This window comes from Marinobacter lutaoensis (assembly GCF_001981305.1).
In the GTDB taxonomy this organism is placed as follows: Bacteria; Pseudomonadota; Gammaproteobacteria; order Pseudomonadales; family Oleiphilaceae; genus Marinobacter; species Marinobacter lutaoensis.
Genome location: NZ_MSCW01000025.1, coordinates 1 through 2,145, shown reverse-complemented (window position 1 = coordinate 2,145; position 2,145 = coordinate 1). Strand labels below are relative to the sequence as shown.

The window sequence follows — 2,145 nt, the reverse complement described above, 5'->3', positions numbered from 1 at the left end:
AGCCCATGAGTATTGCCAATGGCTGGGAACCCTGTCCGGCCGGACTATTGACCTGCCCACGGAAGCCCAGTGGGAGTACGCCTCCCGCAACCGAGGGCAAAAGGTTCTCTATGCAACCGACAATGGCAACATTGAACCTGGGCGGAATTATCCGGCTCCGGACGAAGGCGTGCTCCCCGTCGGCAGTTATCCGCCCAACCCCCTCGGCATCTATGACCTGGCGGCCAACGCCGGCGAGTGGATGCGAGACTGGTATGCCGCCGACTACTATCAAGAAAGCCCCAAACTCAATCCCGAGGGTCCCCGGTCAGGTACGGAGAAAGTGTATCGAGGGCTCTCCACAGGCAATACCCCTAAGAGTAATACCACCGTTATTCGGGGCCCGGCTCCCGTCAGCAGCCGCTACTACTCCCCAGTGCGGGGGTTTAGGTGTTCTGTCAGCCATTAAGGCGTCTAAAACTGTCCCCCCTAGGCCAACACGCTTGCACCAATATTGGATTCCAAGCAAATCGTCCAGCAGCGCAACGATCATCTTCCGACGGACATCAGATCGGATACGTCCCTTCCGGCCGTTTTTCCCGGTACGCCTGCATGGCGATCTTTCCCAGTTGAGGCGTTAGCCTACACCGGCGCTTATCCCAAGGGTACGTCACCTGACGCTTCAGCCATTCCGCGCCTTCGCCCTGCTGCCATGCCTCAAAATCCAGGTCACGCCAGAACCGGGGGTTCCGCCCGGTACGCTGATCGTGCACCGCCGTGACCGGGTCCAGGTGACGGAACGGCTCCAGCCTTGGTACATCTGGCAACGGCTGGGAGACATCCATGTACCGCTGAAGCATGTCCCAAAGCGCCATCACCTCTTCCTTGGTCGGCTCGACCCGGCTCAGTGAGGTCTGACTAAACTGCTTGCCGGTGTAGCGATGCACGAACATCAGGCGATAGAAAATGCCACCGTGTTGAATCACCCGCTCCACATAGGCATCAAACTCCTCGAAAGGGGCCGTCAGTTTTTTGCCCCCTGGCAGGGCAAAGCTGACTCCCCCGGTTTCTCGACTGAAGAAGCTCTCACCCGCTTCCAGACTGCGGTCCAAAAGTTTGCCGAGGAGTTTATCGAAGGGTCTGAGCAGCAGAGCGAACGCGCCTGTGACCCAGGGCATGGTTTTGATGAGGATGTAGAAGGAGACAGCCATCCAGGCAACATATGTAAACAGCATGGCTAGCATGAAAACAACGCTAGGCATATCAACCACCAGTTGATAAACCAAGAAATAGAGCAGCCACCCTCCCCCAACTAGAACGATACCCCCCCAAGCGTAGGGTATTAATAGCAGCAGAGCTGATAAACCAATGAATGCTCTGCCATTGAGAAAGCGAACTCGGCGATGATTCCACCACCAATCGCTGGCTTCGAAAGCCTTCGGTTCCGTCTGATCCTGATGCTGGACATCGCCGACATCCTCACACACCCGGTAATAGGGTTCGACCCCGGCGTAGTCGCCCACGGGCTGAAGGTCCTCACCGAAGCGTTGCCGGCTTTTCACGGACTCTGGAAGGCACGGAATCTGATCCGCGCAAAAACCTCTCTGTTTTCGGCAATGAGGGGGGCTGGCCTGTTCACTCTGCTGGCCATTGCCCGAAGCCTGATCGGTCGATTCGGTGTTTAAAGCGTCCATCACTCCATCCATTGGTGTTTTCGTCCTTGCCCGGCAAATGGTTTGACCGGTCCGACGCGATTATACCCGGACCCACACGCCCGGCACCGGTAAACATGACTCGCACCACTTGGATGACACGCTGCTTTGCGGTCAGTAAAATGCCAGACCAATCAAGGATGACACGCACTCGGGGGAGGATACCCATGCAAAAAATTATTCTCTTTACCCTTCTGGCCGGCCTCACCGCCTGCTCGTCTCCAACCATCACCAGCGAGTCCCTGTCCCCGTCGGAGATCAACGACATCCGGGCCCGGGTCGCCGAACTGCATCCGGACCTGTCCACCCGCAAACAGCACGAAGTCACCCAGCTGGTGGTTCGCGCTCTGGACAACATGGTATTCATCGAAGGCGGCACCTTCATCATGGGTGACTTCGGCATGCCCTGCGAGCCGGGCTCGACCCAAATGTGCCAGATCGATTACGACACCGA

General features: G+C 57.4%; 2 protein-coding genes and 1 pseudogene. 2 read left to right on the top strand and 1 reads right to left on the bottom strand.

The genetic code is table 11. The features are described from left to right. A partial coding sequence (locus BTO32_RS17545) for a formylglycine-generating enzyme family protein (protein WP_139339145.1) occupies positions 1-448 on the top strand: 448 nt, incomplete at its 5' end. A gap of 97 nt (positions 449-545) precedes the next feature. Here the strand turns inward: BTO32_RS17545 and BTO32_RS17540 are convergent. Then, a complete protein-coding gene (locus tag BTO32_RS17540; protein ID WP_217697043.1) occupies positions 546-1,685 on the bottom strand; it encodes a hypothetical protein in 1,140 nt (379 codons plus the stop codon). 173 nt (positions 1,686-1,858) lie between these two features. Between BTO32_RS17540 and BTO32_RS17535 the strand changes: the two are divergent. Continuing rightward, positions 1,859-2,145 (top strand): annotated as a pseudogene (locus BTO32_RS17535) (formylglycine-generating enzyme family protein); the annotation flags it as partial.